This window comes from Sphingomonas telluris (genome assembly GCF_022568775.1).
Lineage (GTDB): Bacteria > Pseudomonadota > Alphaproteobacteria > Sphingomonadales > Sphingomonadaceae > Sphingomicrobium > Sphingomicrobium telluris.
The window spans coordinates 945,744-969,616 of the sequence record NZ_JAKZHW010000001.1 but is presented as its reverse complement, the minus strand read 5'-3'; the positions used below and the strand labels follow the sequence as shown (position 1 = coordinate 969,616).

14 protein-coding genes are annotated in these 23,873 nt (G+C 62.9%); 3 read left to right on the top strand and 11 right to left on the bottom strand.

Features of this window, described 5'->3' with window-relative positions; all coding sequences use genetic code 11:
• Positions 1-6 precede the first annotated feature (6 nt).
• From LZ016_RS04900 to LZ016_RS04890, 3 genes are all read right to left on the bottom strand, one after another.
• Complete coding sequence (locus tag LZ016_RS04900; RefSeq protein ID WP_241446219.1) at positions 7-1,785, bottom strand: IlvD/Edd family dehydratase; 1,779 nt, start codon at positions 1,783-1,785, stop codon at positions 7-9.
• 54 nt (positions 1,786-1,839) lie between these two features.
• Complete coding sequence (locus LZ016_RS04895) at positions 1,840-3,276, bottom strand: sugar porter family MFS transporter (RefSeq protein WP_241446218.1); 1,437 nt, start codon at positions 3,274-3,276, stop codon at positions 1,840-1,842.
• A gap of 94 nt (positions 3,277-3,370) precedes the next feature.
• Entirely contained in the window at positions 3,371-4,462 is a 1,092-nt protein-coding gene (locus LZ016_RS04890) for a LacI family DNA-binding transcriptional regulator (RefSeq protein WP_241446216.1), read from the bottom strand.
• A gap of 104 nt (positions 4,463-4,566) precedes the next feature.
• Between LZ016_RS04890 and LZ016_RS04885 the strand changes: the two genes are divergently transcribed.
• Positions 4,567-6,990, top strand: a complete 2,424-nt coding sequence (locus LZ016_RS04885) for a glycoside hydrolase family 3 N-terminal domain-containing protein (protein WP_241446214.1) — start codon at positions 4,567-4,569, stop codon at positions 6,988-6,990.
• On the opposite strand, the gene LZ016_RS04880 is transcribed toward LZ016_RS04885, so the two are convergent.
• From LZ016_RS04880 to LZ016_RS04850, 7 genes are read right to left on the bottom strand one after another with little or no spacing between them, the layout of a single operon-like run.
• Complete coding sequence (locus LZ016_RS04880; protein WP_241446213.1) at positions 6,987-7,895, bottom strand: polysaccharide deacetylase family protein; 909 nt, start codon at positions 7,893-7,895, stop codon at positions 6,987-6,989. The two genes, LZ016_RS04885 and LZ016_RS04880, sit on opposite strands and share 4 nt — an antisense overlap.
• Positions 7,892-9,547 carry a glycoside hydrolase family 43 protein gene (locus tag LZ016_RS04875; protein WP_241446212.1) on the bottom strand — a complete coding sequence of 552 codons (1,656 nt, stop codon included), beginning with the start codon at positions 9,545-9,547 and terminating at the stop codon, positions 7,892-7,894. The genes LZ016_RS04880 and LZ016_RS04875 overlap by 4 nt, the downstream gene beginning before the upstream one ends.
• Before the next feature lie 7 nt (positions 9,548-9,554).
• On the bottom strand, positions 9,555-10,574 hold the full coding sequence (locus tag LZ016_RS04870; protein WP_241446211.1) for a cupin-like domain-containing protein: 1,020 nt from the start codon (positions 10,572-10,574) through the stop codon (positions 9,555-9,557).
• Positions 10,574-12,109, bottom strand: coding sequence for a tryptophan halogenase family protein (locus LZ016_RS04865; RefSeq protein ID WP_241446210.1), 1,536 nt, complete (start codon positions 12,107-12,109; stop codon positions 10,574-10,576). The genes LZ016_RS04870 and LZ016_RS04865 overlap by 1 nt, the downstream gene beginning before the upstream one ends.
• Positions 12,106-13,644 (bottom strand): tryptophan halogenase family protein, encoded by a 1,539-nt coding sequence (locus LZ016_RS04860; RefSeq protein ID WP_241446209.1) that lies wholly within the window; start codon positions 13,642-13,644, stop codon positions 12,106-12,108. Before LZ016_RS04860 ends, LZ016_RS04865 begins: the two co-directional genes overlap by 4 nt.
• Entirely contained in the window at positions 13,641-15,110 is a 1,470-nt protein-coding gene (locus LZ016_RS04855) for a tryptophan halogenase family protein (protein ID WP_241446208.1), read from the bottom strand. Before LZ016_RS04855 ends, LZ016_RS04860 begins: the two co-directional genes overlap by 4 nt.
• A complete protein-coding gene (locus LZ016_RS04850; protein WP_241446206.1) occupies positions 15,107-16,615 on the bottom strand; it encodes a tryptophan halogenase family protein in 1,509 nt (502 codons plus the stop codon). The genes LZ016_RS04855 and LZ016_RS04850 overlap by 4 nt, the downstream gene beginning before the upstream one ends.
• A gap of 242 nt (positions 16,616-16,857) precedes the next feature.
• Here LZ016_RS04850 and LZ016_RS04845 point away from each other — a divergent pair, with 242 nt between their 5' ends.
• The gene (locus tag LZ016_RS04845) at positions 16,858-20,451 is read left to right on the top strand and encodes a TonB-dependent receptor (protein WP_277622507.1); all 3,594 of its coding nucleotides are present in this window, start codon (positions 16,858-16,860) and stop codon (positions 20,449-20,451) included.
• Between the two features lie 67 nt (positions 20,452-20,518).
• Here LZ016_RS04845 and LZ016_RS04840 read toward each other — a convergent pair whose 3' ends face one another.
• Positions 20,519-22,633 carry an alpha-glucuronidase family glycosyl hydrolase gene (locus LZ016_RS04840; RefSeq protein ID WP_241446204.1) on the bottom strand — a complete coding sequence of 705 codons (2,115 nt, stop codon included), beginning with the start codon at positions 22,631-22,633 and terminating at the stop codon, positions 20,519-20,521.
• A gap of 83 nt (positions 22,634-22,716) precedes the next feature.
• Here LZ016_RS04840 and LZ016_RS04835 point away from each other — a divergent pair, with 83 nt between their 5' ends.
• Positions 22,717-23,868 carry an endo-1,4-beta-xylanase gene (locus tag LZ016_RS04835; RefSeq protein WP_241446202.1) on the top strand — a complete coding sequence of 384 codons (1,152 nt, stop codon included), beginning with the start codon at positions 22,717-22,719 and terminating at the stop codon, positions 23,866-23,868.
• The last annotated feature ends 5 nt before the right edge of the window (positions 23,869-23,873 follow it).

Below are 23,873 nucleotides of genomic sequence, written 5' to 3'. Positions count from 1 at the left end.
TTCTCCCTAGTGATTGTGCCGTGGGGTGCGGTTCGACGTGCCGCGATATTTTACCGCGAACTCCAATACCGCGCCTTCGCCCATCTGCCCCGTCTTCTCGCGATAGAGTTCTTCCCAGGGCGTGTTGCTCTCGGGAATGGGTGGGGGGGCGTCGTCTTTGCGGCGAGCGATTTCCGCTTCGTCCACGAGTGCGTCACAGCGGCCGTTTTTGAGATCAATGCGGATGGTGTCGCCGGTATGGAGCCACGCCAGTCCGCCGCCTACTGCACTTTCGGGCGAGGCATTGAGGATCGAGGGACTGTCGGACGTGCCGGATTGGCGGCCATCGCCGAGCGTCGGAAGGCTCGTGATGCCACGCTGAAGCAAGGCGTCCGGCGGCTGCATGTTTACGACTTCCGCCGAACCCGGCCAGCCCAGCGGACCCGATCCGCGGATCACGAGGATGCAATTCTCGTCGATGTTCAGTGAGGGGTCGTTGATGCGGTGGTGATAGTCGTCCGAGCCGTCGAACACGATCGCGCGCGCTTCGAACACGTCCTCATGCCCGGGCCGAGAGAGGTAGCGGTTGCGGAATTCTTCCGAGATGACGCTCGTCTTCATGATCGCAAAGTCGAACAGATTACCGTGGAGGACGAGGAAACCCGCGTGCTCCTTCAGCGGCTGATCGAAAGGCCGTATGACCTCGCGGTCGGTGGCTTCGCGACCGTTCAGGTTCTCGGCCTGGGTCTTGCCGGTGACCGTCAACGCGTCGCCGTCAAATTTTCCGGCTTGCAGCAGCTCCCACATCACCGCGGGAACTCCACCGGCTCGATGGAAGCGCTCGCTGAGATACTGGCCCGCGGGCTGCACGTTGGCGAGCAAGGGGACGTCGTAGCCGAACTCCATCCAGTCCGACGGTCGAAGCTCGACACCCGCATGGCGCGCCATGCCGACGATGTGCGGCTGCGCGTTGGTGGAGCCGCCGAGCGCGCTGACGAGGCGGATCGCGTTGAGAAAGGATTCGCGCGTCAGGATCTTCGAGGGACGCAGGTCCTCATAGGCCATGTCCACGATGCGCCGGCCCGTCTCGTAGGCAATTTGTCCGCGCTCCCGGTACGGCGCCGGAATTGCCGCATTGCCGGGCAGGGACAGGCCGAGTCCTTCGGAGACGGCATTCATGGTCGAGGCCGTGCCCATCGTGTTGCAGTGACCCGGCGATGGTGCCGAGTCCGCGGCGCGGCGGAGGAATTCCTCTTCGTCGATCTTGCCCGCGCCGAGCAGCCGGCGCGATCGCCAGATGACCGTGCCTGAGCCGACGAGTTCGCCTTCATGCCATCCGTCGAGCATCGGCCCGCCCGACAAGGTGATGGCAGGGATGTCGACGGTGCACGCGGCCATGATGCTGGCCGGCGTCGTCTTGTCGCAACCGGTCGTCAGGACGACTGCATCGATCGGGTAGCCGTTCAGCACTTCTACAAGGCCGAGATAGGCGAGGTTGCGGTCGAGCGCCGCCGTCGGCCTGCGGCAATTCTCGAAGATCGGATGCATCGGGAATTCCATCGGAACCCCGCCCGCATCGCGGATGCCCGCCTTCACTCGCTCGACGAGCTGTAAGTGGATGCGGTTGCATGGCACCAGGTCCGAACCAGACTGCGAGATGCCGATGATCGGTTTCCCGCTGCGCAATTCGTCCGGTGTCAGACCGTAGTTCATGTAGCGCTCGAGATAGAGCGCGGTCATGTCGCTACGGCCCGGCGCGTCGAACCACTCGCGCGAACGGAATGGGCGGGCAGGCGTACGGGTCATTCAAAACTCCAGGCAGGGATGGGCGCGACCGCCGACGGCCGCGCCCCGGATTTCTCAGCCCTGCATTTCTTCGAGCTCTTTCCCCTTCGTCTCGTGGATGAACTTCTGCACGAGGAAGAAGCTGATCACCGCGCAGACGCCGTAGAAGACGTAGCTGCCGGTTAGGCTCCACGCGGCCATCGCCGGGAAGGTGAACGAGATCAGGAAGTTTGCAAACCACTGGAAGAAGCCTGCGACTGCAAGCGACGATCCGCGGATCTGGTTCGGGAACATCTCGCCGAGCATGACCCACATCACCGGTCCCCACGAGACGTTGAAGAAGATCACGTAGAGGTTGGCGGCGACGACTGCGATCATGCCGAGGTCCTTCGAGAGAACCAGGCTGCCGGTTGCGTCGAGCGAGCCGTGGCTGAAGGCATAGACCATCACGAACAAGGTCACGGCCATGCCCGCCGAGCCGATCAGCAGGAGCGGCTTGCGGCCGATCTTGTCGATCACTGCAATGGTGACGAAGCAGGCCGCGATCGAGACCGCGCCCGAGACGATGTTGATGAGCAGCGAGTCATTCTCGGTGAACCCGGCGAGCTGCCAAAGCGTCGCGCCGTAGTAGAAGATGACGTTGATGCCGACGAGCTGCTGGAAGACGGCAAGCATGATGCCGACCCAGACGATCGGCCGCATTCCGAGGAAGCCCTTGGTGCCGGCAGGTGCGAGAACGTCGCTTAGCCGCGGACGGTGGTCCGTGCTGAACGTCGCACGGATTTCCTCGAGCTTGGCTCGCGCGATGTCGGCTCCGAACAGCTTCGTCAGGACGCGCAACGCGGCCTCGTCACGGCCCTTGGACACGAGATAGCGCGGGCTCTCCGGAATGAAGTAAAGCGCGACCAGGAAGATCGCGGCAGGAAGTGCCTGCATCAGGTACATCCAGCGCCATGCCGCCAGCCCCAGCCAGAAATGCGCCGTCGAGACGCCGGCTGCCGCCGCGAGGAAGTAGTTGACCAGGAACGCGCCGGTCAGGCCCGTGATGATCATGATCTGCTGTACCGTGGTCATGCGGCCGCGAATGCTCGCGGGCGCGACTTCGGAAATGTAGGCGGGCGAGAGAACGCTCGCTGCGCCGACGGCCATGCCGCCAATGATCCGCGCAAGCACGAACAACGTGTGATCATGCGCCAAGCCCTGGATCACCGCGCCGATCAAGAAGAGCAAAGCGGAGATGCGCATGACGTTACGGCGCCCCGCAAGATCGGCGAGGCGGCCCGCGAAGAAGGCGCCGATGAAGCAGCCGATCAGAAGCGAAGCGACCGTGAAGCCCAGTCCGTTGCTGGGCGAGAAGCTGCCAGGAACGAGACTGAACGCGTCGGTCAGCCCCGGCTGCGTTCCGTTCACGGCGCCGCTGTCATATCCAAAAAGAAATCCCCCAATCGTCGCCACTGCGACGATCGCGCCAATAAATCCCATGTTGGCGCGCTGCGGACTCGCCTCGACCATACCCTCTCCCTGCATGGTGCCGAATCACTCGATGCGGCTACTGAATGTTAGCGTTAACTTCTCCTGTCGCTTTCGCGAATTGCAAGTGTTCCGCTCAAGCGGGACGCGCTTTTGTTCGTGAGCCTTGCTGGGTCAGCTTCGGAGGCGGTCCCGAAGACTCGCGTACGATCAGCTCGTGCTCGAGCACTCGCTCCGCGGGCGCCGGCGGAAGGCCATGGCGCCGGCTGCGCACTTCGGCGAGCAGCAGGTCGAGAGCCGCGTCCGCCATCTCCTCGACCGGCTGACGGATGGTGGTGAGCTCCGGCCATACGGTCGTAGCCGGCGCTGTGTCGTCGAAGCCGACGACGCTGAGGTCGCGGGGCACGTCCAGGCCCCGGCGATGCGCGACGCTGACGGCCGCCGCCGCCATATCGTCGTTGCTAGCGAAAATGGCTGTCGGCCGATTGGGACGATCAAGGAGCTTCTCGGCCGCCTCCAGTCCGGAGCGGAACGTGAAGAAGCCCTGCTCCACGGCGATATCGGCAGGGTCTAGTCCCGCAGCGTTAACGGCGGCGCGGAAGCCGCGCTCGCGCTCGGCGCTGGCGATTTGCTGCGGATGGCCTTTGATGAGAGCGATGCGCCGGTGGCCGAGATTGATGAGGTAGTTCGTCATCTCCGCAGCGGCCGCGAAGTCGTCGATGCGCACGTTCAGCGCGCTTTCGTAGAGCTTGCCCATGGCGACGGTGACCACCGGCGTTTCCGACAGCGCCAGTTCCGTCAGGATCGCGACGGATTCGGAGAGGGGAGGCGGAAGGACTACGCCCTCCACGTCGGCGGCAGCGATGTGACGAGCGGCCTGCGACTGCGCTGCCTCGTCCTCGCCCTCACAGGATTCGATGACCAGGTGGATGCCGTTCCTGCGGGCGCCATCCAGCGCACCAACCAGGAACTGGCTGAGGTAGGCCGCGCTGGGGTTGGAATAGAGGAGGCCGATGTGGGTCGCGTCGCCGGCCGCGAGACTGCGCGCTGCCATGTTCGGCGAATAGTTGAGTTCCTTGATCGCCTTCTGAACGCGATCTCGCGTCTTATCCCGGACGTTCTTCTCTTTGTTTATGACGCGCGAAACCGTCATCGCAGACACGCCCGCGGCCTGCGCAACATCTTCGATCGTGACGGTCCCCCGGCTCCGGCGACTTGGCCTGTTCATTGCGTCTCCTTTGTCGGGTCTAGGTGGCGAATACGCCCATTGCAACGTCCCAGCCGCTGGCTATGGTAGCGCTATCATTTCGCGCTGAATCTGGGGAGAGAAGAATGAGAAAGCGCAATGCGGCGGGAGCACGCGCCCTGGCGGCCGTGGCCGCAGCTGCACTGATTGGTGCGTGGGGAGTTTCGAGCGCGGCGCAGCCTCGTGCCGCGACCAAGGTCGTTGGCGGAGCGCTGTACAAGGACCCGTCGAAACCCGTCGAAGCGCGGGTCGACGATCTCCTGAAGCGGATGACGCTGGAGGAGAAAGCGGCGCAGCTGATGACACTTTGGGAGCAGAAGGCGAAGATCCAGACGGACGCCGGCGTATTCTCCCCAGAGAAAGCATCGGCGAACTTCCCGAATGGTATTGGTCAGATCGCTCGCCCGTCCGACAAGCGCGGAGTTACGCAGACCAATGTTGGCGCGGCGGGAGCCGCGGCAGGCAGCGTCAATCGCGACGCGCGCGACACCGCCGAATACATCAATGCCGCGCAGCATTGGGCGGTCGAGCGCACGCGCCTCGGTATCCCGATCCTGATGCATGAGGAAGCGCTGCACGGCTATGTCGCCCGAGGTGCGACCAGCTTCCCGCAGGCGATCGCTCTGGCGAGCACGTGGGACCCAGCGCTGTCGGAGCGGATCTTCTCGGTTGCGGCACGCGAAATGCGTGCGCGCGGAGCGACGCTCGCGCTCGCCCCGGTCGTAGACGTGGCGCGCGATCCGCGCTGGGGGCGGATCGAGGAGACGTACGGCGAAGATACGTACCTTGCAGGCGAGATGGGCCTGGCGTCCATCCGCGGCTTCCAGGGAACGAAACTCCCGTTGCCGGCCGACAAGATCATGGTGACGCTGAAGCACCTGACGGGTCACGGTCAGCCGGAGAGCGGGACCAACATCGGGCCGGCGCATCTGGGCGAGCGTGAACTTCGCGAGACGTTTTTCCCGCCGTTCCAACGCGCGGTAACGGAACTGCCGGTCCGCTCGGTCATGCCTTCGTACAATGAGATCGACGGCGTTCCCTCGCATGCGAACCGTTGGCTGCTTCGCGACGTGCTGAAGGGCGAGTGGGGTTTCAAGGGCGCTGTCGTCAGCGACTATTACGCTATTAACGAGCTCGTGACCCGCCACCGCATGTTCGGTGACGTCAAGGATGCGGCCGAGCGCGCGATCAAGTCGGGCGTCGATTCCGAAACGCCTGATCCGCAGGGTTATGTACATCTCGTCGAGCTGGTTCGGGAGGGCCGTGTTCCGCAATCGTTGGTTGACGACGCCGTTCGCCGTGTGTTGCGGTTGAAGTTCGAAGCCGGATTGTTCGAGAACCCGTATCCGGACGTGGCCTCGGCCGAGGCGAAGACCGCGACGCCCGATGCGATCGCGCTTGCTCGCGAAGCCGCGCAGCGTTCCATGATCCTTCTAAAGAACAGCAACGGGCTGCTTCCGCTCGACGCTTCGAAGATCCGCCGCATCGCCGTCCTCGGCACCCATGCGAAGGACACGCCGATCGGCGGTTACAGCGACGTGCCGAAGCGTGTTGTCAGCGTGCTCGAAGGCCTGCAGGTCGCGGGGCAGGGCAAGTTCGACGTCGATTTCTCGGAAGGTGTCCGCCTGACGGAAAGCCGTTGCTGGTCGTGCGACGAAGTGAAGCTCGTCGATCCTGCCGTGAACAAGAAGCTCATCGCGGATGCGGTCGAGACGGCGCGCAAGGCCGACGTCGTCGTCATGGTCCTTGGCGACAACGAGCAGCTGAGCCGCGAGGCGTGGGCGGACAATCACCTCGGTGATCGCTCGTCGCTCGACCTCGTCGGTCAGCAGGAGGATCTCGCCCGCGCGGTCCTCGCTCTTGGCAAGCCGACGGTCGTACTCCTGCTCAACGGTCGTCCGCTTGCAGTGAACTACCTTGCGGAGAATGCGCCGGCGCTGATCGAGGGTTGGTATCTGGGGCAGGAGACTGGGAATGCCGTTGCCGACGTTCTGTTCGGCAAGGTGAACCCCGGCGGGAAGCTGCCGGTGACGATTGCGCGGTCGGTTGGACAGTTGCCTGTTTTCTACAACCGGAAGCCGTCATCGCGGCGTGGCTATCTGCTCGACACGACCCAGCCGCTTTACCCGTTCGGTTACGGCCTGAGCTACACGACGTTCGACATTTCAGCGCCGCGCTTTGCCAAGGCTACGATCCGCAAGGACGAGAACGCTCAGGTCAGTGTCGACGTCACCAACACGGGCAGCCGCGCGGGCGACGAGGTCGTTCAGCTGTACTTGCGCGACGACCAGGCGTCGGTCACCCGGCCGCTGATCGAGCTAAAACGCTTCCAGCGCGTGACGCTTCAGCCGGGCGAGAAGCGGACGGTGACGTTCGAGCTGAAGCCCGACGATCTGGCGCTTTGGAACGTCGATATGAAGCGCGTGGTCGAACCGGGCACGTTCACGGTTTCGGCTGGCCCGAACTCGGTCAACCTGAAGAGCGCCACGCTGACGGTGGCTGCGCGCTAGCCCTTGCACATGCCGTCGAGGACCGACTGAAAGTCCGTCCTCGGCGGTAGGGCCTGTTTCGCCGCCGCCTTGTGGTCGAGCCCTTGTGGCTCGGCGGAAAGCTTTGGGTCGATCTGATCGTGATAGGCCGGATCGGCCTCGACTTCCTCGAGTGTTGCGAAGCGGAAACCCTCTTCACGATAGAGCTTCAAGAGGCGCGGCAATATGCGCGCCTCGAACGGACTGACGTGCAGCAGAAGGACGTAGGGGATCTCGCGGCCGTAGACGGTCTGCGACAGGTTCCGATGATAGCCGATGCTCTCGCGCGCGGCCTGCATGTATAGCTCTTCGAGCTTCGAGATTGCCGCAGTGTCGCCGGCATCCTTGCAGCGCTGATAGGGCCCGGTCCAGGCCCAGTCGCTGAAGTCTGCGGTGACCGAAGCGATCTTGTAGCCGTGCCGCGCCAGCACGTCGCGCGCCGCAGCGCGCTTCTCCGCCGTCTCGCCTTCGTCGAGGAAGGGGTAGCGGAACCAGTGCCAGTCTTCGCTGCCCGCCTGCAGCAGTGGTTCGTTGCGCACGAGCTCCTGTTCGAACTCGACGGGTGTCATTTCGCTCAGATGTCGGTGCGACCATCCGTGGTTCGCCAACGGAAGACCGGCCGCCCTCCACATCGTGAGCACGGGCGCAGTGGCGGGATCGTCCACTGTCCAGTGGCCGTTGATGAACCCGTATGCAGGAACATGCTCCGCGGTCAGGGCGGAGATGACGCCCTCCGCAACGCTGACTGCAGTCTCGCCGTGCGGTGTCGGGCCGTGAAGCGGAAGATCGTCGACGGTGATCGCGATCGCCCGTTGATTGGCTTGCGGGGTCGCACAGGCGGGCAAAAGGACTACGATCGACGCTGCAAACGCAACTTTGAGCTTCATCCGCGACCTCTTTCCGTCGTTACGCTCTGGGGTTGGTAGGCGTGCACGCCGAACATCGACCCCACAAAGCCTCCGGCGCGCTTCGTGCTGAGGATGGTGCCGTCCGCGTCCTTGACCAGGATGTGCCAGCGTCTTCCGTCGGCGCTCCAGCTGAAGTCGTAGTTCGCCCCACGCGCTTCGGCACGGAGATACACGGCAGTCCCGGCGGGGACGGGCAGGGCCGCCTCCTTCACCACTGCGCCGATCTTGGGCTCATTCGGGCCTGCCCGCCGATGCAGTCGAATGACCGGCTTACCTTCATTTTCCCCGACAGAGAGGAAGTAGAAATATTCATCGCTCTGCAATGCAACGAGGCCCGCCTCCCCTCCTGCGGTGGGCGTGAAGCGCAGCGCTGTCGTCGCGGTCGCGTTGAGGTGCTGCTGCCGCCTCGCGAGGAAGGACGGGTTCCCATTGTCGCCGAGGGCAACCGGACGCGCCTGGAGCGTGAGCTGCCCGTCACCGATACGCCACCAATGCTCACGGGGATTGCGCATCATCATCCAGTTGAGAGGCAGCTTCGTGGAATTGAATTCGTCGCGCGCCGTGAAAGAGCCGTTCGTCGGCGGCGCGGACCTGCCGTCACTCTGCAGGTTCGGCTTCGGCGCGGTCCACGGGATGACCGCGCCCGGATCGGTGATGCGCGGCCAGCCGTCAGCCCAGCGCACGGGCATGAGGAAGGTCTCACGTCCCGTGTTGTAGAAGTCACCTGCGTAAGGTCGCGTCGCGAGAAACGTCGCCCACCACTCTCCGTTCGGCGTCTCGACGAAATCGGCGTGCCCGGCGGACGTGATCGGATTGGGCCTATCGCGCGGCAGATCTCGCTGGGTGAGGATTGGATTGCCGGAGAAGGCTTCGTACGGCCCGATCACGGCGCGGCTGCGAAGAACGACCTGCGAGTGATTCTCCGCCGTGCCGCCTTCCGCCGCGATGAGATAGTACCAGCCGTCCTTGCGGAAGATGTGCGGCCCCTCGATCCAGATCGGCTTTTCTTCAGGACGTACCCCGCCGTTGAGGATCATCGTGCGCGGACCGAAAGACCTCAGCGTCTCGGTGTCGAAGCGTTGGACCCAGATGGCGCGATGGCCGTCGTACAGCGGCGTGCCTGGCGGAGCGCCATTGTTGATGATCCACGCGCTGCCATCCGCGTCGAAGAAGAGCGACGGATCGATCCCGCCTTCAAGGTCCGGCAGCCATATCGGATTGGACCACGGGCCTGCGGCGTCCTTCGCTGTAATGACGAAATTGCCGCCGCAATCGACGCAGGTATTGAGGATATAGAACGTGCCATCGTGCCAGCTGATGTCCGGCGCGAAGACGCCGCGTGATAGGCCGAGTGACTTGAAGTCGAGCTGGTCAGGGCGGTCGATCGCATTCCCGATTTGCGTCCAATGCACTAGGTCGCGGCTGTGAAAGATCGGGATGCCGGGAAACCAGTCGAAAGTGGAATTGATCAGGTAATAATCGTCGCCGACCCGCGTAATGCTGGGGTCGGGGTAGAAGCCCTGCAGGATGGGGTTTGCATATTCTGATGGGCTCGGTTTCGGCAGCTTGTCGTCGCCGCGATATTCAAACCAATCGAACCGGGCGACGGCGGCAGCAAGCAGCAGGCTCATCAGCATCTCACAGGCTCTCGGCGATCTGTTTCAGGGTCGCTCGCATCCGCGCGAGCAGCTGCGGGGTAAGCTCGCCGAGGACACCGCGCGCGTGCTCGGGCAGATGCTCGCCGGGATCTCCGTTGGCACCGAAGATGTAATGGTCGAACATTGTGCGCCAGACGTCCCGCTGGTCGGGCGGCAGATGCTTCAGCGCGTAGAACGCATACATGAGCGCGTCGTAGGGACGGCCGAGTTCAGGCCTCGCGTCGCTCCACCAATAGTTCACGAAGAAATTGAATGGTTCGAGCGAGTCGACCCCGTGCCACCAATGGTAGGGAATGTAGATGGCGTCGCCCGGCTCGAGCTCCGCGAACTGCGCAGTCTCCATGGCTTCCGTGAACCGTGGGTAGCGTTCGAGATCGGGCGATTGCGGATCGACCACGCTGACGGGTGTTCCCGCAGGCGTCGGATCAAATGGCCCGGCGTAGAGATTGGCGATTTGTTCGGGCGGGAAGACCGTAAACCGCCGACGCCCGGCGACGACGATGCCGATGTTTTCGTAAAGGTCGTAATGCGGCGCAACGTGGATGCGATTGCCGATCCACATGCGGGGCAGGATGTCGCTGCGGATGAGGCTGGTGGCGTTCTCCTCCGCAAAGCCCGGAAGGACAGCGGGGATGGTCTCCGACTGAACCGCCATCGCCAGCGGCGCGTCGATCTGGCGGTCGCGAAGAAGCCGGTCGAGGAACGGGTCGAGCGCGGTCTGGCCGCGCTGGAAATTCAGTCCCCTGAAGTCGTCCGAATAGAAGAAATGACCCTTGATCTCAGGCTCGCCCACGATCGCGGCGACGCGGGCCTTTGCGGAGAATCGCTTCACATAGTCGACGAGCGCTTCGTCCGACTCCCGCGCGGCGCGGACCGCAGGCCAATCCGTCGCAATGCCGCGCAGAACCGCAGGTTGCCGCGAAGGGCGGATCTCGTCGTCGAGCAGCGTGCGGTCGGCGCGTTCGTATTCGCGGATCGGGCTCGGCGTGGGAAGGTTCATTACGACGCGCGCTGGAGCGCCACATCGCTTAGGCCGCCGATCCGGCGCAGGAATTCATCCTGCGACGGCATCGCCCGGGCGCTGTTCGCAATGACTTCGCGAATGTGCACGAGCCGCTTCTGCGTTTCATCGTCGGGGAGAATATCCGCAGCCGGGTGGTAGCTTTCCGCCTCGATCCCCTGACCGACCATCACGGCGAGCCAGCTCGTCTCGGTGAACAGCTCGTTGCGCTCGCGGTAGATGCGTCCGTTCGCGCGAAACATGTCCAGCTTGTACGCGAGCCCTTCCGGCGGCTCGAGCGTCCGACAGTAATCCCAGAAATCGGAATCGTCGCGCGTCGTGGCCTTGTAATGAAGGACCAGGAAGTCGCGGATGTCGACATATTCCTGGATCGTCTGTTGGTTGAAGCGGTCGATTTCCTCTTGGTCGAAACGGAGCGACGGGAACAGCGACATCAATCTCGCAATGCCCGATTGAACCAGGTGAATGCTCGTCGATTCAAGCGGCTCGAGGAAGCCGCCGGCAAGTCCAAATGCGACTACGTTTTTCACCCACGGCTTCCTGCGATGACCCGCAGTGAAGCGAAGCGGACGCGGATCGCCGAGCGCTTTGCCGTCGAGATTGGCGAGCAAGGTCGCAGCCGCTTCGTCGTCGGAGATATGCGCGCTCGAATAGACGTAGCCGTTGCCGATGCGATGCTGGAGCGGGATGCGCCACTGCCAGCCGGCCGTTCGAGCGGTCGAGCGGGTGAGGGGCTGGTGATCGCCGCCAAGCTCGCACGGCGCCGCAAATGCCCGGTCGCACGGAAGCCACTTCGACCAATCCTCGAAGCCGGACTTGAGAGTTTGCTCGATCAGGAGTCCACGAAAGCCCGAGCAGTCGATGAAAAGCTCTCCCTCGACGCGGGCGCCGCTTTGCAGAACGAGCGCTTCGACGAAGCCGTTCTCACTGTTCTGAACCACCTCAACGATACGGCCCTCGGTGCGGACCACGGCGGCCGCTTCGGCCATCCGGCGCAGGTAGCGCGCGTATAGGCTGGCATCGAACTGGAACGCGTAAGCGATCTTCGAGAGTGGCGAGTTCGGCTGGTCGAGACGGGGATGTGAGAACTTGCCCATCAGGCCAGCGATGGCACCGAGCGAATAATCTCCGAGCTGGGTCTCATCGCCGAGTGATCGGCCCTTGAGCCAGTGGTGGTGGAACTCCACCCCTTTCATGTCGAGACCGTAGTAGCCAAACGGATGCACGTACCGGTGCCCAATATGCGTCCAGTCCACGAACTCGATGCCGAGCTTGTAGGTGGCGTTGGTCGCCCGGCAGAAGTCACCCTCGTCAATGTCGAGCAGCTGGTTGAACAACGTGATTTGCGGGATCGTCGCTTCGCCTACGCCGACGGTGCCGATCTCTTCGGACTCCACTAGCTCGACCGAGAAGTCGGCAATGTCTCCCATGATCTTCGAGATTGCTGCGGCGGCCATCCAGCCGGCGGTGCCGCCGCCAACAACGACGACCTTACGGATGCGATCAGGTCTCAAAAGACGAACTCCGGAAGCTCGGACTCACGACGGCCCTGTCCGAGGATTTGCGCGATGAACTCGCCATGGCTCGGCATGCGCTGCGCGGTTTCGAGATAGCCCTTGCGCAGCTGCTCCATCGCCGCGGCGACCTTTCCGTCGTCCAGGCAGTCGGCGATCGGGTCGTAGCTTTCCGGCAGGATGCCCTGTCCAAGCATGACCGCTACCCAGCTGGGGGTGGCGAACAGTTCTGCGCCGTCGCGCAGCACCCGAGCTTTCGAATGCCACATTTCCACACGGCGGCTCAGGCTGTCCGGGATATCCATCGCCGCGCAAGACTTCCAAAACTCGGTGTCGGTCCGGCGGTTCGCCCAATAGTGCAGGATGATGAAGTCACGAACGTCTTCGAACAGGTCGCGGATCTGCCGGTTGTATTCGTTCCGCTCGTTCGCACCGAAGCGCTTGTCCGGGAACAGAGCGAGCAGCTTGGCGATGCCGGCCTGGATCAGGTGGATGCTCGTTGATTCCAGCGGTTCGACGAAGCCGCTCGACAGGCCCAGGGTAACGACATTGCGGTTCCAGGCTTCGAGGCGGCGGCCCGTGGTGAACGTCAGCTTCCGCGGGTCGGCGAGCTGCTCGCCTTCGAGATTGTCGAGCAGCAGCTTCTCAGCGTCCTCATCAGAGATATGGGCGCTCGAATAAACGAGCCCGTTGCCCATCCGGTGCTGCAGCGGAATGCGCCACTGCCAGCCGCAGCCGTGTGCGGTCGAGCGCGTGAACGGGTCGGGCTGGCCGTCGTAGGCGCACGGCACGGCCACGGCCCGGTCGCATGGGAGCCAGTGCGTCCAGTCCTCGTAGCCTGTCTTCAGTGCCTGCTCGATGAGGAGCCCGCCGAAGCCGGAACAGTCGATGAAGAGATCGCCCTCGATGATGGTGCCGGCCGCGAGCGTGACCGATTCAACGAACCCGGTTTCGCCGTTCAGGCGCGTGTCGACGACCTTGCCCTCGATGCGTGAGACGCCGCCGCGTTCGGCGAAATTGCGCAGGAATTGAGCGTAGAGCCCGGCGTCGAAGTGGAAGGCGTAGGTCAGCTGCGACAGCGGCGGGCGCGACTGCGGACCGGGCCGCGCGTATTTGCCCAGCGATGCTGCAACACCGCTCATCGACCATGCCGAGATGTCCTGCATGACCCGCTTGCTGCGTTCGCGCAGGTAGAGCTGGTGGAAATGAACGCCCTGCAGGTCCTGGCCGAAGAAGCCGAAGGGATGGATGTAGCGGTGGCCGATCTCATCCCAGTTCACGAACTCGATACCGAGCTTGAACGTCGCCTTGGTCGCCGCGACGAACTCGTTCTCGCTGATCCCGAGCATCGCGTTAAAGTTGAGCAGCGGCGGGATCGTCGCTTCGCCGACGCCGATGGTCCCGATTTCCTCGGATTCGATCAGCGTGGTCTTCGTGTAGCCGTTGTTGAGATATCGCGAGAATGCAGCAGCGGCCATCCAGCCGGCTGTCCCGCCACCCACTATGACGACGTTGCGGATGGCGTGTTCGTTCATCGATTCTCCTGAAGCGCGAGATTGCGCAGATAAGCGGTTTGGGTTGGCGCGGGCGCGATCGCCGCGTGGATGGCGCTCCGCAATTGCTCCATCGCGCGCAGCGATTCCTTCGGGGGAACCCCGTCCAGCAGCGGATCGAGGCGTCGCGGGATCACGCCCTGGCCGATGAGAACCGCAGCCCAGCTATCGCGAGCGAAGGTCTCTTCTTCATAGAAGGGGAGGCGACCGCGCTCGCGGAACTGCGTCAGCGTGTGCTGCAGTGAACTGGGCAGGGGACGCGAGACCGCGTCGTCCCAGAACGGCTCATCCCGCTTCGAGGCGGCGTAATGAAGAAGCACGAAGTCGCGGACGCGATCGGCCTCCGCGGTGACCTGCCGGTTATAGTCCCATAGCTCGACCGGATTGCAGTCGCGGTCGGGCATCATCGCGACCAGCCGGTCGATCGCGCTGTGGGCGAGATGCAGGTTCGTCCATTCGAGCGGCTCAATGGCGATCGCAGAGTCGCCGATCGCGACGCAGTTCTTTGCCCAAGGATTGTCGAAGCGGCCCGGTTTGAGCGTGACTTCGGTCGCGCCAGGGAGCAGGCGCCGTGCGTTCTCGTTGCTCAAGTGATTGGATGAATAAACGAGCCCGCTGGAGCGCCGGAACGGGGAGGAGGCTTCCCATCTCCAACCCTGCTCGAGCGCGATTGCTTGGTCGAGTGCCGGAGCGTCCGATTGAACCGCTTCCTCGCTCATCATGAAGCGGTCGCAGGTGAAAAGTTCGCTCCAGTCCAGCCATTCGCGATCGATTCGGCTGCGGAGCAGCGCTGCGGGACCGCTTGCGTCGACGAACAGGTCGGCGCGCGTCTCCGAACCATCGACCGTGACTCGATCGATGAAACCATCGTCACGCAGGTGAACGTCCTGAATCGAAGAGCCACACTCCTCGGCACCGAGATGGAGCGCGTAGGCGCGCATCATCATGCAATAGCGCTCGGGGTCGATGTGGAGGCCGTAGGCATAGTTGGATAGCTGGGCGACCGGCGACTTCTCCGGCGGCAGGAATCGGCCCGCTGCAGCGAACCCCACAGCGCCGCTGTAGCTGTCGAACGGCGCGGCTTCTCCGGCCGCGTTCGCCCGCAGCCAATGTTGATAGAAAGCCGACGCAGCTAGGCTGCGCCCGTAATCGCCGTAACCGTGAATGTACGATGCGCCTTGAGTCCAGTCTTCGAACCGGGTGCCCAGGCGGAACCCGCTTCCGGCGCGAAGGATTGCATCGGCTTCGCTCAGGCCGATGTCGTGATGAAAATCGGCAATCGAGGGCAGTGTGCAGGCGATACGATCCGCCAACGCGTCCGCAGGTGGCGGGACCGCTACGACAATGACCCGAACGGCGGGAAGCTTCTTGCGGAGGGCAGCGGCGGCTGAGCAACCAACGATTCCGCCGCCGGCGATGAGCACGCTTGAGATCGCACGCTCGTTCATGCCGCCATCGGACAATATTGAGCGATCATCCCGAGATGATCCGGCATGGACTCAGCCGCGATAATGACTTCGCCCTTGAAGCTTTCCATGCCTTTCTGGAGCGCGTCGGGGTTCGGCAGGTCTGCGCGCAGGTCGTGGTCTTCGGGATAGATGCGCTGCCCGAGATAAACCGCGATCCAGCTCGCTTCGAGAAACACGCCCTCACGGTACTTCACGACGCGGCCGCGGCGGCGGAACAGCTCCAGCTTCTCGGCGAGAGAGTCCGGGATCACCATTGTCCGCGTGTAATTCCAAAACTCCGAGTCCGTGCGCTCCGTCGCGTGATAGTGCAGGATCAGGAAGTCGCGGATGCGGTCATATTCCAAATCGATCACGCGATTGAATTCGTCGCGGTCGGCGTCGGCGATATCCTTCTCGGGAAAGAGCTCCAGAAGCGCGGTGATTGCCGCCTGTATGAGATAGATGCTGGTCGACTCGAGCGGCTCGAGGAAGCCGCTGGCCAGACCGATGGCGACGCAATTCTTCACCCAGCTCCGCTCGCGTCGCCCAGCCTTGAAACGCAGCACTCTGGGTTCGGCGATCTTTTCGCCTTCGACCGCCGCAACGAGCGCGTCCGTCGCGCTCTGCTCGTCGATGAAAGCGCTGGAGTGTACGTATCCGTTTCCGGTGCGATGCTGCAGCGGGATGCGCCACCGCCAGCCGGCCTCCATTGCGATGACTCCCGTATAAGGAGTGACTGCGGTTTCGGTGCGGCAGGGCATGGCGACCGCGCGGTCGCATGGGAGCCACTTCGACCAATCCTGGAAGGGTTCGTTCAAGGCCTTGCCGATCAGCAACGCCACGAAGCCCGAGCAGTCGATGAACAGGTCGCCTTCGATGCGTTCGCCGCTCGACAGCTTCACCGCACGGATGTTGCCCGTCTCGCCATCCAGCTCGACGTCGACGATGCGGCCTTCCGTGCGCTTGGCGCCGAGCCCTTCGGCGATCGAGCGCAGGAACGGTGCGTACAGGGTCGCGTCGAATTGATAGGCGTAGTTGAAGGTCGAGGTGACGTCCGCCGGATCCTGAGAGGGCAGGGCGAACTTGCCGAGGCGGGCCATCATGCACGCCATCGAATAGCGCTCCAGTTCGTCGACCGGTCGGCCTTCGTGGAGCATACGCAGCCAATATTGGTGGAAGTCTACTTCACCCTGGCCGCGGCCGAATGTGCCGAACGGGTGGATGTAGCGATCGCCGATGCGTCCCCAATTCTCGAAGTCGATTCCGAGTTTGAAGGTCGCTCGCGTGCGCGCCATGAATTCGGCTTCGCGAATACCCAGCCTCTCGTTGAACGAGCGGATATGGGGGAGGGTGGCTTCGCCGACGCCGACGATGCCAATTTCCTCGGATTCCACGAGGTGGATATTGCAGGCGTTGGGAAGAAGCTTCGCCAAGGCGGCAGCCGTCATCCATCCGGCAGTGCCCCCGCCGACCACAACCACATTGAGAGATGTTTGCGCTAACATGCCTTCCCCACAAAGGGTTCTAGGCGCGCGTTTCCCGTTCGGTCAATTTTCCTGTCTCACGCCGTAACCCACCGAGAAATCACGACAACATCACCGCTTATAACCCGTGTTGTTGCAGATTCAGCACAGCGACGACGAACTGTAACAAAGCCCCTTGCTTGTTACATTCTGCTCGTCATAACTTCGTCATCGGAGAGACAGAAGCGCTGGTCGTTGTTAGCGCTAACATTAAGGGGGAGAGTATGGCTTCACCGGATACGGTCAGCACTCGTCAGCAATTTGGCGTCGGTATTTCACTTCGCTGCGGCGTGTCCGCACTGGCGATGTGTGTATTCGGTATTGCACCTGCTTACGCGCAGACGGCTCCCGCTACGACGGATAGCTCCGCTACAGCGACGACTACTCAACCCGGCATGGTCGCGGTTACCGGTCAGGCAACCGAGGATGATGATAGCCAGACGGGCGGCATCTCGAACACGACGAACCCAGAGGAAGCGACGAGCGACAGCGGCACGATCGTTGTCACCGGCATCCGGGCCAGCCTTGCGAATTCCCAGTCGATCAAGCGCAACGCGGACACCGTTGTTGACGCCATCACGGCGCAAGACATCGGCGCGCTGCCTGACCGTTCGGTAACCGAAGCGCTGCAGCGCGTTCCGGGCGTTTCAATCAACCGCTTCGCCGGTTCGAACGACCCCGATCACTTTTCGGTCGAAGGCTCGGGCGTTCAGATTCGCGGCCTCAGCTTCGTCCGTTCCGAATTCAACGGACGTGACACTTTCTCCACCGGCGTCGGCGGCCAGGCCATCAACTTCTCCGACGTGCCCGCCGAGCTCCTCGGCTCCGTCGAGGTCTACAAGAACTCGACTGCCGACCTGATCGAGGGCGGGCTCTCGGGCGCGGTGAACATGAACCTGCGCCTGCCGTTCGATAACAAGGGCCTGCACGTCGGTTTCGACCTCGAGGCAAACTACAGCGACCTTGCCGAGAAGTGGTCGCCGGTCGGATCGATCCTCGCCAGCAACACCTGGGATACGGGCATCGGCCGCGTCGGTTTGCTGGGTGCATTCTCCTATTCGCAGGTCTTCAGCCGCGCAGACGGCCTGCAGATCACGAACTTCCAGGCGCGTGACAACACGCTGGTCCCGGGCGCGAACAACGGTCCGCCGACCTGCCGCAACCCGCTTCCGGGCGACACGGACACGACGACCCTGCCTCCTGGCGGTTCGGCATGTGGCACCGCGAGCACCCCGGGCAGCGACGGCTTCGCGGATCCGCTTGCGCTTGCATATGCACCGTTGGGTGGACAGTTCCGTACGCAGGATTTCAACCGTGAGCGTACTGGCATCGCCGGCGCGTTTCAGTGGGAAAGCGTCGACCGCCGCGCATTGCTGACGGTGCAGGGCCTGCATTCGCATGCAAGCCAAAAGTGGGGCGAGCACACGTTCGAGGCAGCTCCGGACCTGTCGGAATACAACACCTATCCGGCGGGCTGCTTGCCGAACACCAATGGTCCGGGCGGCACTACTCGCGCGGAGTGCCCGGTGGGTGAATTCGAGAATTACCAGTATAACGACGATGGCGTTTTCGAGAGCGGCTACATCACCGTCCCGACGGGCGGCTGGCGCGGCAGCCCGTATGGCGCGGGTTGGGGCACGCAGGTCGTGGGCGACCGCGTCCCGGTCGGCGGCATGCAGCACTCGCTGGCTCGTCGCCAGGTGGATGACGACAACAAGGTCACCGACCTCGGCGTTAACTTCAAATACAACATCGACGATCACTGGTCGTTCAATGTCGATGCGCAGCGCGTGAAGGCGAAGCACGACAACCTCGACGTCAGTGTCTTCGGCTCACTGTTCGCCGATCAGGAAGTCGACCTCAACGGCACTCCGGATGTCATTCCGCACAAGCCTCTGAATCTCGGCAGCCCGACTTCGCCGGATCTGGCTGGCGCTTCGGACGAGGAATATTTCAGCAATCCACGCTACACGTTCTGGCGTGCGGCGATGGATCACGCCGAACACAGCCGTGGTAACGAATGGGCGTTCCGTGGCGACGTCACCTACAACTTCCTCGATGACGTGCCCTTCCTGCGGCGCGCGAAGTTCGGCGCTCGCTACGCGGACCGCGACCAGACGGTGAAGTACAGCACGTACAACTGGGGTTCGCTGTCCGAGGTGTGGAGCACCGCAGTCTTCATGGACCAGATGGGCGGAAGCAACGTCAAGCAGTACGAGTTCGACAATTTCTTCCGCGGGGACACGACCCAGCCGCCCACTGCGAACTACTACGGCGGGAACCTGATCGACGGCTATCAGCAAGCGATCGATTTCTTCGAGAGCGTCCAGTCGGCGGGTGCGGCCAACGGCGGCACAGCGACCAGCTGGAACTCGCTCGCGAACCGTCCTGGCGTGGTACCGGGAACGCTCTTCCTTCCGAGTGAAATCCAGGAAGTCAGCGAAACGAACAAGGCCGCCTACGCGATGCTGAACTTCGGCTCTGACGATCCGATCTTCGGCAACGTGCGGCTCGATGGTAACATCGGCATCCGTTACGTGTCGACGAAGGTGGGTTCGCTGGGGTCGATCGGCGTTCCGTCGCAATCCGCGCTCGGCATCTCGTTGCCGTTTGACGAGCGGTGCGCAATTCCGCCGCCACCTGCGCCGCAGGTGCCGCCGACGGGCGTCTGCGAGCTCGGCGAAGCCGGATACGTCGCGCTACAGAATTGGGCGACCGGTGAAACTGTCGAGGATGACGCCAAGAACGATTACAGCTACTGGCTGCCGAGCCTGAACCTGAAGTTCGGCCTGACCCGGGACCTGATCCTTCGTTTCGCGGCGTCCAAGAACCTCGCCCGTCCGGAAATGGCGAATATTCGCAACTTCCTGACGGTAGGATCCGACACGAGTGCCGGATTCCAGCTGACTGCAACGGCAGGCAATCCGTTCCTGAAGCCGGCAATCTCGAAGAATTTCGACGCCAGCCTCGAATGGTACTTTGCGCGGGTTGGCTCGCTGACGTTCAACGCGTTCTACAAGACGATCCATAACTTCTTCTTCCAGAACGTTACGCAGCGTGAGATCGAGAGCAACGGTGTCACGCAGACGGTCATCGTCCGTGGTCCCGCCAACTTCGATGGTAACGGGAAGGTCAAGGGCTTCGAGCTGGCATACCAGCAGACCTACGACTTCCTGCCGGGCTTCCTGAGTGGTTTCGGCCTCAACGCCAACTACACGTACATCAAGAGCAAGGGCCTTCCGAACTCGATGCTCAACGGTGGTGCTCCGGTGAACACGCCTCCGGGCGGCGTCTCCGGCAACCTGCCGCTCGAGCAATTGTCGAAGCACAACGTGAACATCGAAGGCTTCTACGAAAAGGGACCGGTGTCGCTTCGTCTTGCGTACAACTGGCGGTCGAAGTTCCTGCTGACCGCGGCGGACGTCATCTTCCCGTACGATCCGATCTTCAACGACAAGACGGGTCAGCTGGATGCCTCTGCGTTCTTCTCGATCACAAAGGACCTGAAGGTCGGCGTCCAGGCTGTGAACCTGACGAACGAAGTCACGAAGACGCTGCAGCAGTTCACGACGACGGGCCTGCTTGGGCCGCGGTCGTACTTCATGAACGACCGGCGTTTCTCGTTCATCGTTCGCGGCACCTTCTCGCCGCCCCCGGCAGCAGCGCCGGTGGAAGCCCCGCCGGCTCCGCCCCCGCCGCCTCCGGCACCCCCCGCGACGCAGACCTGCGCCGATGGGTCGGTGATCCTGGCGACGGATGCTTGCCCGGCGCCACCTCCACCGCCTCCGCCGCCACCACCGGCGCCAGAGCGCGGCTAAGGAAAGGCACAGAACACCTCAGAGCCCCTCCTAAGCGGAGGGGCTCTTTTTATGTGCTCAATGTGACCTAGTGGCCGGGAACGTACGGGAGGCTGATCGCCTCGTAATAATCGAGGCTATGAGCTGGCGTCTTGCTACCCTTCGGGAGCGGGCGCTTGGAAATGCTCTGGAAATAGGCGACCGACGCATCGCGCCACCATTGGGCCTCCTCTTCCTGGATCCCGAGGAAAGCATCCACCTGCTGGAAGCGCTCGTCGTCGATACGGCTGCGGAGAGAGTCCCACGTCCGCCGCATGTCGTGCACCTGCTGGACCCCGAGGTCGTAGCGGCCGACCAGCTCGTCCCAGAGGGTGCGGCCTGAGCGCATGCGGTACGTCCATGGGACGTGATGAAACCAGAGCAGATCGTCATCTGAAACGCAGTTCAGCCTCGCGAAGCAATCCCGCACCGGCGGTGCGTATTGCGACACGGCATTGCTACCGGTCGATGTCCGGTCGAAGCCGATGCCCTTCGCATCCGCACGATGGAAGTAAGTCGGATTCCAATCCTCGCGCTTCAGGTTGTTCACCCACGGACTTGGTCCATAGTGATGGTCAGTCGCCATCAAATGATGAAGCCCGAGCGGCGTCATGTAATTCACCACGGCCTGGCGCGACTGCATCATCATTCCGACGACTGGCTTCACGACCGAATCGTTATTGCTCCAGGTCATCCGCGCCCATTCTTCGGCGATGTCGCGGGCGGCGATATCGTGGTTCCAGGCCAGTCGCCCGAACGCGTACCAATTGGCTTGATCGAATTGTGAGCCGGTCCAGTTGCGGTCCGCCCCAATATTCGAAACGCCCGCCATTCCGGCGATCGTTCTGGAAACCGGCGTTCCGCATTTCGGCGAGCAGGTGTCGGCCCTCAGGACCTCCTCCCACATGGTGCCGAGGTAGGCGAGGTGGGTTGCGAACCCAAGATATTCCTTCGTGATCTGCACTTCTAGAACGACAGGCGTCTTCGGCATCTGGCCGAACAGCGGATGGAACGGCTCGCGCGGCTGGAAATCGATAGGGCCGTTCTTGACCTGCAGCATCACGTTCGGACGGAACTGGCCGTCCAGCGGATGGAATTCTTCGTAGGCCTGCTTGGCTCGATCTTCGCCGGGCTTGGCATTGTAGACGAACGCGCGCCAGATCACCGTGCCGCCATGAGGAGCCATTGCATCTGCAAGCATGTTGGCGCCGTCCGCGTGTGAGCGACCGTATTCCTGCGGCCCTGGCTGGCCTTCGGAATTCGCCTTCACAAGCAAGCCGCCGAAGTCCGGAACCACGCGGTAAATCTCGTCGGCCTTGGCTCGCCACCATGCGCGCACCTCGGGGGCGAGTGGATCGGCAGTTTTCAGGTGTCCGATCTCGATCGGGGCGCTGAAGCGAGCGGTCAGGTAAACGCGAATGCCCCAGGGCCGGAAGGTGTCGGCGAGGGCTGCAACTTTCTTCAGATATAGCGGCGTCAGGACCTGAGCGTTGGCGTTGACGTTCGTCAGGACCGTACCGTTGATCCCGACGGATGCATTGGCACGCGCGTAGTCCGTGTACCTCGGGTCGCGCCATTGCGGCAGCTTGTGCCAGTCCCACAGCGAGAAGCCCGCGTAGCCGCGCTCCACGGTGCGGTCGAGATTGTCCCAGTGATTGAGAAGGCGAAGGCCGGAAGCGGGCGCCTCACGCATCGCAAGGTGATCCAGCAGTTGTCCGGTCTGCATCCGTCGCAACAGCGCGAAGGTCCCGTACAGTGCGCCGACGTCGTCGTTCGCAGCGATCACCGTGACATCGTGCCCGGCTAAGCGGGCGCTCTCGATCACGAAGCCTTCGCGACCGAGGCCCGTAAGCGGGAGCCGCAGATCGGCAATCAGCCTCGACGACTTCGGCGTACCGATGAGGACAGAACCGTCCGTGGCGGTCTCGGAAACCGGCAGTTGAGCACTCAGCATTCCACCGATGCCCCGCTGCAGTTCAGTCCGGGCGGCATCGAGCGTCGGCGACTCCGCGATCACGATGTTGCGGGTGAGGGGAGCGTAAGCAGCACGCAGCTTTGGCTCGACCGGTTTGTAGCGGAGCCATAGATCGTAGCCGTCCTCGGCGCGAGCGGGCGCGGCCGCCTGGCATGCTGCCGCAACAATCAACAGGAAAACTGCCCGCACGCGTATCCGATCTATGGAGTCGTTGAGAGATTTGTCGCAGCCTGTTAGCGCTATCACCGCAAATCAAGGGCAGGAGCGTTTCATTGCTCGATCGTAGGACTGTACTCGCCTCCGGACTTGCTGCCGGTCTCGCTGCTTCGTTCAGCTCGCCAGTTCTTGCGGCCGAAGCTGATGGCCTTTCCAAGCTCGCCGAGAGAAGCGGCCGCCGCTTCGGTTCCGCGGTAGCGTGGGGGAAGCCCGGTGCCGATCGCGGGAGCTTCGCCAACCCGGCATACGCGTCGATCCTGGAGCGCGAATGCTCGCTGCTCGTCCCGGAGAACGAGTTGAAGTGGCAGTGGACGCGTCCGGGCCCGACGACGTTCGACTTCAAACAGCTGGATGCGATCGCGGATTACGCCAAGAGTCATGGTTTCGACTTGCGGGGACACACGCTCTTCTGGCTACCGGAGAAATGGTACCCAAAGTGGCTCGTCGCTCACGATTTCGGGGCGAAGCCCGCCGAGGCCGCGGAGGCGCTTCTAACCGAGCACGTCCGCACCGTTTGCCGGCGCTACGGAACGCGCATCACATCCTACGACGTCGTCAACGAGGCGGTGCAGCCGGAAACGGGCGAGATCCGCGACACTGTCGTAACGAAAGCCCTCGGTCACGAGCGAACGCTGGACGTCATGTTCCATGCGGCGAAGGCCGAAGCGCCGCACGCGCAGCTCGTTTACAACGATTACATGAGTTGGGAGCGCACCGGCGAGGACGAAACGCACATGCGCGGCGTGCTCAAATTGCTAGAGGGTTTCCGCAAACGCGGCACGCCCGTCGATGCGCTAGGCATTCAATCGCACATTCGGATCCTGAAGCCCCTGACTGTGGCCGAGCTCGTCAGCGAGGCCGAAGGGCCCTGGCGCCGCTTCCTGGATGAGGTCGTGGGCATGGGCTACAAGCTGCTGATCACCGAGTTCGACGTGAACGACAGGAAGGCTCCGTCGGACGTTGCGAAGCGCGATCGCATGGTTGCGGACTATGCCAAGGCCTACCTCGACATCATGCTCAGCTATCCGCAGCTCAAGGACGTTCTCGCTTGGGGAATGGTGGACCGGTACAGCTGGCTCGAAGGGTTTGATCCCCGTCCGGACAAGCTCAAGAAGCGCGGAACCCCGTACGACGCGAATTTCAAGGCCAAGCCTTTGCGGGAAGCGATCGCGTCGGCCTTTGCCTCAGCAAGCGTTCAGGCTGCCTAGCGGAA